This window comes from Citrobacter sp. S55_ASV_140 (genome assembly GCF_018919505.1).
GTDB lineage: Bacteria > Pseudomonadota > Gammaproteobacteria > Enterobacterales > Enterobacteriaceae > Citrobacter > Citrobacter werkmanii.
Window position 1 is genome coordinate 1 of sequence record NZ_JAHLQZ010000178.1, and the last position, 8,377, is coordinate 8,377.

Sequence of the window (8,377 nt, forward strand, 5' to 3'; positions counted from 1 at the left end):
TCGCTATATTGTTCTGGTTTTTGGATCCCACCTTGCTTTAAAACGTTATAAGCGTTTAAATTGCGCTCCAGATGCTGTCATACCGACTGCATTTACGCGGTAAATCGAAAAACTATTCTTCGCCGCGCCAGGTCGGGAGTGTTTCCCGCTGGAATTGAGCAAAAATGCCGCTGTATTGTCCCCCAGGGAAAGGCAAAAATTTATTATTTTCAACACCACATCCACAGGCAGTAAGACTTTATGACCCATCAGTTAAAATCGCGCGATATTATCGCTTTGGGATTTATGACATTTGCACTGTTCGTTGGTGCAGGTAACATCATCTTCCCCCCAATGGTTGGTTTGCAGGCAGGCGAACACGTCTGGACTGCGGCTTTTGGCTTTTTGATTACCGCCGTTGGTCTTCCGGTGCTTACCGTTGTCGCGCTGGCGAAAGTCGGTGGCGGTGTGGACAGCCTGAGTACGCCTATCGGTAAGGTTGCTGGATTACTGCTGGCTACCGTCTGCTATCTGGCGGTTGGTCCATTGTTCGCGACGCCGCGTACCGCAACGGTCTCTTTCGAAGTCGGGATTGCGCCGCTGACCGGTGACTCTGCGCTGCCGCTGTTCATCTACAGCGTGGTCTATTTTGCGATTGTTATTTTGGTGTCGCTGTATCCAGGCAAACTGCTGGATACCGTCGGCAACTTCCTTGCTCCGCTGAAAATCCTTGCGCTGGTGGTACTGTCTGTCGCCGCGATTGTCTGGCCGGCAGGCCCGATCAGCAATGCGATGGAAGCCTATCAAACCGCAGCATTTTCGAATGGTTTCGTAAATGGTTATCTGACCATGGATACGCTGGGCGCGATGGTATTTGGTATTGTTATTGTTAACGCCGCCCGCTCGCGTGGCGTTACCGAGTCGCGTCTGCTGACCCGTTACACCGTTTGGGCTGGTTTGATGGCGGGTGTGGGCTTAACGCTGCTGTACCTTGCGTTGTTCCGTCTGGGCTCCGATAGCGCAATTCTGGTCGATCAGTCAGCTAACGGCGCGGCGATTCTGCATGCGTATGTTCAGCACACCTTTGGCGGCGCAGGAAGCTTCCTGCTGGCGGCGCTGATTTTCATCGCCTGTCTGGTGACTGCGGTTGGCCTGACCTGCGCGTGCGCAGAGTTCTTTGCCCAGTACGTTCCACTGTCTTATCGTACGCTGGTATTTATCCTCGGCGGCTTCTCAATGGTGGTCTCTAACCTGGGGCTGAGCCATCTGATTCAGATCTCTATTCCGGTGCTGACGGCTATCTATCCGCCATGTATCGCACTGGTTGTATTAAGTTTTACCCGCTCATGGTGGCATAATTCTTCCCGCGTCATTGCACCTGCGATGTTTATCAGCCTGATTTTTGGTATCCTTGATGGCATTAAAGCTTCTGCAATTGGCGACGTGTTACCGGCCTGGACCCAGCGTTTACCGCTGGCGGAACAAGGGCTGGCGTGGTTGATGCCAACAGTCGTGATGGTGATCCTGGCAATTATCTGGGATCGCGCCGCGGGTCGACAAGTGACCTCCAGCGCGCACTAATCACTGACAATAAGTTTTAACCACGGGGCTATTAATATGGCCCCGTGGTTTTTTTATTGTGTTAACAGGTTAGGAATCGATGGAAAGTAATAACAAGCTAAAGCGTGGGCTGAGCACCCGGCACATTCGCTTTATGGCATTAGGTTCGGCAATTGGCACCGGGCTGTTTTACGGCTCTGCCGACGCGATCAAAATGGCGGGGCCGAGCGTGTTGCTGGCCTATATTATCGGTGGCGCTGCGGCATATATCATCATGCGCGCGCTGGGCGAAATGTCTGTGCATAATCCTGCAGCCAGCTCTTTCTCGCGCTATGCGCAGGAAAACCTCGGGCCGTTGGCGGGTTACATTACCGGCTGGACCTACTGTTTTGAAATCCTGATTGTCGCTATTGCCGACGTTACTGCCTTCGGCATTTACATGGGGGTCTGGTTCCCGGCGGTCCCGCACTGGATATGGGTACTCAGCGTGGTGCTGATTATTTGCGCCATCAACCTGATGAGCGTGAAGGTGTTTGGCGAGCTGGAGTTCTGGTTCTCGTTCTTTAAAGTCGCCACTATTATCATCATGATTGTCGCCGGGTTCGGCATCATCATTTGGGGCATTGGCAACGGCGGTCAACCTACCGGTATCCATAACCTGTGGAGTAACGGCGGCTTCTTTAGCAACGGCTGGCTCGGCATGGTAATGTCGCTACAAATGGTGATGTTCGCTTACGGCGGGATAGAGATTATCGGTATTACTGCAGGTGAAGCGAAAGACCCGGAAAAATCTATTCCGCGTGCTATCAATTCCGTACCGATGCGTATCCTGGTATTTTACGTGGGGACGCTGTTCGTCATTATGTCTATTTACCCGTGGAACCAGGTTGGCACCGACGGGAGTCCGTTCGTCCTGACGTTCCAGCATATGGGCATTACCTTTGCCGCCGGGATCCTCAACTTTGTGGTTCTCACCGCATCGCTGTCGGCTATCAACTCTGACGTCTTCGGCGTGGGGCGTATGCTGCATGGTATGGCGGAGCAGGGCAGCGCGCCAAAAATGTTCGCCAAGACGTCGCGTCGCGGTGTGCCATGGGTCACGGTGATGGTGATGACTATCGCGCTGCTGTTTGCGGTTTATCTTAACTACATCATGCCGGAAAACGTCTTCCTGGTGATCGCCTCACTGGCGACCTTCGCCACGGTGTGGGTGTGGATTATGATCCTGCTGTCGCAGATTGCCTTCCGCCGCCGTCTGCCGCCGGAAGAGGTCAAGGCGCTGAAATTTAAAGTACCTGGTGGGGTAACAACCACCGTTGTTGGCCTGATTTTCCTCGTCTTTATCATCGCGCTTATCGGCTACCATCCGGATACCCGCATTTCACTGTATGTTGGTTTCGCGTGGATTGCCTTGCTGCTGGTGGGGTGGGTATTTAAACGCCGCCGCGAGCGTCAACTGGCTGAAGCACAGTAATTTTTTGCCGGGTAACGCGTCGCGTCGCCCGGCAATTTTCTCCTCCCCCGAACTCCTCCCCTAATAAACGTTAAGATGATGAGTGATCCTGCTCTTTGCTATGGCAAGGTGGCTTCATTTTCATCAAAGGGGATACGTGATGTTGAACGCCTGGCACCTTCCGGTTGCCCCATTTGTTAAGCAAAACAAAGATCAACTGACAATTACGCTGTGGCTGGCCGGGGAAAATCCACCTCAGCGGGTGACGCTACGCGCAGAAAACGATAACGAAGAGATTTCGCTCTCCATGCACAAGCTGCGCAGCCAGCCGCAGCCGGGCGTAACCGCGTGGCGAGCGGCGATCGATCTTGCCAGCGGTCAACCTCGTCGGCGCTATAGCTTTAAATTATTGTGGCCCGATCGTCAGCTGTGGTTTACACCGCAGGGATTCAGCCGTTTTCCGCCTGCGCGTCTGGAGCAGTTTGCTGTTGATGTACCGGATAACGGTCCGCAGTGGGTAGCTGACCAGATTTTCTATCAGATTTTCCCGGATCGCTTTGCCCGCAGCCAGTCGCGTGAGCCGGCTCCAAACGTCTATTACCACCACGCAGCCGGGCATGACATCGTGCGTCGCGAGTGGGATGAACCGCTGACCGCTCAGGCCGGAGGATCGACATTTTATGGCGGCGATTTAGACGGCATCAGCGAAAAGCTGCCGTATCTGAAAACGTTAGGGGTGACGGCGCTGTATCTGAACCCGGTATTTACCGCGCCGAGCGTGCATAAATACGATACCGAAGATTACCGTCATGTTGATCCACAGTTTGGCGGCGACAACGCGCTGCTTCGCTTGCGTCACAACACGCAACAGCAGGGCATGCGTCTGATTCTGGACGGTGTCTTTAACCACAGCGGCGATTCACACCCCTGGTTTGATCGGCATAACCGTGGGACGGATGGGGCGTGTTACAACCCGCATTCCCCCTGGCGTGACTGGTATCATTTCTCTGCCGACGGTGTGGCGCTTGACTGGCTGGGCTATGCCAGCCTACCCAAGCTGGATTTTTGTTCGCAAAGCCTGGTCAATGAGATTTATCGTGGGGAAGACAGTATCGTTCGTCACTGGCTGAAAGCGCCGTGGAGTATGGACGGCTGGCGTCTTGATGTCGTGCATATGCTGGGAGAAGGCGGCGGGGCGCGCAACAACCTGCACCATGTGACGGGGATTACGCAGGCGGCAAAAGAAACCCAGCCTGAAGCGTATGTTGTGGGTGAACATTTTGGTGATGCGCGCCAGTGGTTGCAGGCGGATGCAGAAGATGCCGCCATGAACTATCGCGGTTTTACTTTCCCCATCTGGGGATTTCTGGCCAATACGGATATCTCGTACGACCCGCAATCTATTGATGCCCAAACCTGTATGGCGTGGATGGATAACTACCGCGCGGGTCTGTCGCATCAGCAGCAACTGCGGATGTTCAATCAGCTCGACAGCCACGATACCGCCCGTTTTAAATCCTTGCTTGGCAAAGACGTGGCGCGTTTACCGTTGGCGGTGGTATGGCTGTTTACCTGGCCTGGCGTGCCTTGTATTTATTACGGTGACGAGGTGGGTCTGGACGGTAATAACGACCCGTTCTGTCGTAAGCCGTTCCCGTGGCAACCTGAAAAACAGGACACTCATTTGCTTGAGCTGTATCAGCGGCTGGCAAAATTACGCCATCAAAGCCAGGCGTTACGCCATGGCGGTTGTCAGGTGATTTACGCCGAAGATAACGTGGTCGTGTTTATGCGGGTGCTCAACCGCCAGCGCGTGCTGGTGGCGATTAACCGTGGTCAGGCCTGTGAAGTAGTCCTGCCAGCCTCGCCACTACTGCGTGTCGCTCAATGGCAGCACAAAGAGGGTAACGGCCTGCTCGCTGACGATATCCTGACGCTGCCGGCGATCTCCGCCTCGGTGTGGATGGGTCATTGATACAAGCGCGTAATCTCCGGGCTCGCCAGCAGCGTTTCTCGCCACCAGCGCTGCGCCAGCCCGTCGCGGCTGTTACGCCATGCCATATAGGCCACATCTTTTTGGCGAAATGAGATGACCGTTTTTTCCACCAGTTCGCCTGTGGCAAGCCACGGGCTGGCAATGTGGCGGGGAAGAAATCCGCAGCCCATGCCGGCTCGCAGTAACATCACCTTACTGTGGAAGTCATCGACGCGAATCTGCGCCTGCTCGTCCATCAGATTGGTTTGCAGCGGATGGCAAAAGCGGGCGCTGTCGCTGATAACAATGGCCCGATGCAGGCACAGCTGTTCGTTTGTCAGGCCATCTGGCGCGGTGGCCAGCGGATGTTCGGGGGCCACGACAAATACATTATCCAGCGTGCCGAGCATTTTGTAGGACCAGGCGGCTGACGTTGGCGGTTCATTAATCGCTCCCAGAATGATGTCTGCGCCATTATGGGTCAGTTCCTCCCAGGAGCCTGCCAGCGTATGGTGGGTAAAACTCAGCCGGGTTTGCTTATTCAGCGCGTGAAATTCATCAATAATGGGCAGCAGCGTGGCGAAAGGGAAAGAGTCATCCAGCGCGATTGCCAGCTCTTTTTCCCAACCTGAACTCAGCTGTACCGCCTGCTTTTCGAGATCTTTGGCCGCACTCAGCAGCAAACGTCCCTTTTCCAGCATCATCAGCCCGGTGTCGGTAAATTTCGCCCGGTGCCCGGAGCGGTCAAGCAGCTCAATATTCAAATCGCTTTCCAGCTTCTGAATCATATAGCTGAGTGCCGCAGGGGTTTTAAACAGCGATTCGGCTGCTGCGGCAAATGAACCCTGTTTGTCGAGTGCGTCGAGGATTAGCAAAACATCCAGATTGATGCGCATAAGCAGAAAATATCCTGAAAAATAAACTCCTCTGTTGTACCGAATGAAGAAAAACAATGCCAGTGAATAAATTAGATGAGTCATGCGCATTTTTTTGATGTTGTTTAGGATATATCGCAACACAGAATTAATAGTTTCACAGGATGGTTAGTTTTCTTTAATAACTCGTTAGAAATTTCCCGCTATACTCAACAAGCTTTCTGATTCAGGATCCTGCTGCTGACGGCAGATACAGACCGTTACCTTTTAACTTATTGATTAAGAAGGTGTGTTATGTCTATTCGGGAACTGATTGACCCTCAAAACTCTACGCTGATTTTTATTGATCATCAGCCGCAAATGTCATTTGGTGTGGCAAATATTGATCGCCAGACTTTGAAAAATAATACTGTGGCATTAGCGAAAGCCGGCAAGATATTTAATGTTCCAGTGATTTATACCTCTGTGGAAACAAAAAGTTTTAGCGGCTATATCTGGCCGGAATTGTTAGCGGTTCACCCCGATGTGAAGCCTATTGAACGCACGTCTATGAACTCTTGGGAAGATGCGGCGTTTGTGAAAGCCGTGGAAGCGACCGGGCGCAAAAAATTGATTATCTCCGCGCTGTGGACCGAAGTCTGCCTGACCTTCCCGGCGCTGATGGCGCTGGAAGCGGGTTATGAAGTGTATGTGGTGACCGACACGTCCGGCGGCACGTCTGTGGATGCCCACGAGCGTTCTATTGACCGGATGGTGCAGGCGGGCGCAGTCCCCGTAACCTGGCAACAAGTTCTTCTTGAGTACCAGCGTGACTGGTCCCGCAAAGAAACCTACGACGCCGTAATGGATTTGGTGCGCGAGCATAGCGGCGCCTACGGTATGGGCGTGGATTACGCCTATACCATGGTGCATGGCGCGCCGGAACGTAAAGCCTAAATACACTTCATCCTTCATGCTGCATCTTTGTTGGCTTCGCTTGCGTACCCCGGTCACTTACTGATGTAAGCTCCCGGGGATCCACAACCTTGCCGCCTCGATGCACCATGAATGATTTTGTGTATTGCTTTCCTGGCCTAAGCGGTCTGTTTCCTCTCAACAAGGAACCCTTCATGGCGCAGAACAAACATGTGACGTTGGTGATTACCCATACCCTGCAGCCTGAGCAGGCGCAGCGGTATGAGCAGTGGCTGGGGAAAATCATGCCGGTGGCGGCCGAGTTTCCCGGTCATCTCGGGGCGAATGTGATTCGCCCTGCGGAGGGCGAGAATCTGTGGAACATTATTATCCGCTTCGACACGCTGGAGCATCTGTACAACTGGACCCAGTCCGATACGCGCCGTGTGCTGGTGGAAGAGATAGCTCCGCTGCTGGCAGAAGGTGACAAAACCGAAATTCGTACCGAAGCGGCGTTCTGGTTTACGCCGCCCGCGCCCCATGTACGCCAGCCCAGGCGCTGGAAACAGTTCCTGATAACTCTGCTGGTGATTTTTCCCAGCACTAACCTGGTGCCGTGGTTGACCGGCATTGTGCTGCCTGCAATGAAGGGCTCGTTACTCCTGCATCTTATCAATGATGCGTGTGTGGTTGCGCTGGTGGTCTGGTTCTGGATGCCCATCGTAACCCGTCTGTTTGCCGGATGGCTGAAAAAAGCCTGACCGGTTTCTCAGGAGATTGTTATGTCGCAAACTGCCACACTGATTCTGACTCACGGAAAAATTCATACTCTCGACAGACAAAGCCCACAGGTCGAGGCGGTCGCGATCGCCAACGGGAAGATCCTGGCGACCGGTAACCACGACCGGATCATGAGCTTTGCCGCCGAAGGAACGCAGATTGTCGATCTGCAAGGACATACGGTGATCCCCGGCTTAAATGATTCACACCTGCACCTGATTCGCGGTGGTCTGAATTACAACCTTGAACTGCGTTGGGAAGGCGTACCGTCGCTGGCGGATGCACTACGCATGCTCAAAGAGCAGGCTGACAGAACGCCGTCGCCGCAATGGGTGCGCGTGGTAGGCGGCTGGAGCGAATTCCAGTTTGCCGAACGGCGCATGCCGACTCTGGAAGAACTGAATGAAGCCGCGCCAGATACCCCGGTATTTGTTCTGCATCTGTACGACAGAGCGTTGCTGAATCGCGCGGCGCTGAAAGCCGTGGGCTACACCAAAGCGACGCCGGATCCGGCAGGCGGTGAGATTGTGCGTGATAGCAACGGCAACCCGACCGGAATGCTGATCGCCAAACCCAACGCCATGATCCTTTATTCGACGCTGGCGAAAGGGCCAAAGCTGCCGCTGGAAATGCAGGTCAATTCGACCCGCCAGTTTATGCGCGAGCTGAACCGTCTGGGACTGACCAGCGCCATTGATGCGGGCGGCGGCTTTCAGAACTACCCGGAAGATTACGAGATCATTGAGCAGTTGCACGCCAACAAGCAGATGACGGTGCGCATCGCCTACAACTTGTTTACTCAGCGTCCTAAGCAGGAGCTGGAGGACTTTGAACGCTGGACCGATATGCTCAAGCCCGGAC

Annotated in this window: 7 protein-coding genes; 6 read left to right on the forward strand and 1 reads right to left on the reverse strand. The window is 53.9% G+C overall.

The genetic code is table 11. From position 1 onward, the window contains the following. Nucleotides 1–240: 240 nt before the first annotated feature. The 3 genes from brnQ (at nt 241) to malZ (ending at nt 4,967) form a co-directional block, all read left to right on the forward strand. On the forward strand, nt 241–1,560 hold the full coding sequence (gene brnQ / locus KQJ18_RS19240; protein WP_038638153.1) for a branched-chain amino acid transporter carrier protein BrnQ: 1,320 nt from the start codon (nt 241–243) through the stop codon (nt 1,558–1,560). Nucleotides 1,561–1,639: 79 nt separating this feature from the next. Beyond that, complete coding sequence (gene proY, locus KQJ18_RS19245; protein ID WP_038638156.1) at nt 1,640–3,013, forward strand: proline-specific permease ProY; 1,374 nt, start codon at nt 1,640–1,642, stop codon at nt 3,011–3,013. A 139-nt stretch (nt 3,014–3,152) separates the two neighbouring features. Beyond that, the gene (gene malZ / locus KQJ18_RS19250) at nt 3,153–4,967 is read left to right on the forward strand and encodes a maltodextrin glucosidase (RefSeq protein WP_216422513.1); all 1,815 of its coding nucleotides are present in this window, start codon (nt 3,153–3,155) and stop codon (nt 4,965–4,967) included. Here malZ and KQJ18_RS19255 read toward each other — a convergent pair. Continuing rightward, nucleotides 4,961–5,863, reverse strand: a complete 903-nt coding sequence (locus tag KQJ18_RS19255) for a LysR family transcriptional regulator (protein ID WP_216422515.1) — start codon at nt 5,861–5,863, stop codon at nt 4,961–4,963. The two genes, malZ and KQJ18_RS19255, sit on opposite strands and share 7 nt — an antisense overlap. Nucleotides 5,864–6,136: 273 nt before the next feature. Here KQJ18_RS19255 and KQJ18_RS19260 point away from each other — a divergent pair, with 273 nt between their 5' ends. The 3 genes from KQJ18_RS19260 to KQJ18_RS19270 form a co-directional block, all read left to right on the forward strand. Next, on the forward strand, nt 6,137–6,778 hold the full coding sequence (locus tag KQJ18_RS19260) for a hydrolase (protein WP_003021513.1): 642 nt from the start codon (nt 6,137–6,139) through the stop codon (nt 6,776–6,778). A 173-nt stretch (nt 6,779–6,951) separates the two neighbouring features. Then, complete coding sequence (locus KQJ18_RS19265) at nt 6,952–7,497, forward strand: antibiotic biosynthesis monooxygenase (protein ID WP_137351092.1); 546 nt, start codon at nt 6,952–6,954, stop codon at nt 7,495–7,497. A 21-nt stretch (nt 7,498–7,518) separates the two neighbouring features. After that, nucleotides 7,519–8,377, forward strand: an 859-nt coding sequence (locus tag KQJ18_RS19270) for an amidohydrolase (RefSeq protein ID WP_216422517.1), incomplete at its 3' end; no start/stop codon positions are given.

Coding starts and splice junctions, on each gene's coding strand:
- KQJ18_RS19265 (WP_137351092.1), top strand. CDS start 6,952: ATGGCGCAGAACAAACATGTGACGTTGGTGATTACCCATACCCTGCAG.
- proY (WP_038638156.1), top strand. CDS start 1,640: ATGGAAAGTAATAACAAGCTAAAGCGTGGGCTGAGCACCCGGCACATT.
- KQJ18_RS19255 (WP_216422515.1), bottom strand. CDS start 5,863: ATGCGCATCAATCTGGATGTTTTGCTAATCCTCGACGCACTCGACAAA.
- brnQ (WP_038638153.1), top strand. CDS start 241: ATGACCCATCAGTTAAAATCGCGCGATATTATCGCTTTGGGATTTATG.
- malZ (WP_216422513.1), top strand. CDS start 3,153: ATGTTGAACGCCTGGCACCTTCCGGTTGCCCCATTTGTTAAGCAAAAC.
- KQJ18_RS19260 (WP_003021513.1), top strand. CDS start 6,137: ATGTCTATTCGGGAACTGATTGACCCTCAAAACTCTACGCTGATTTTT.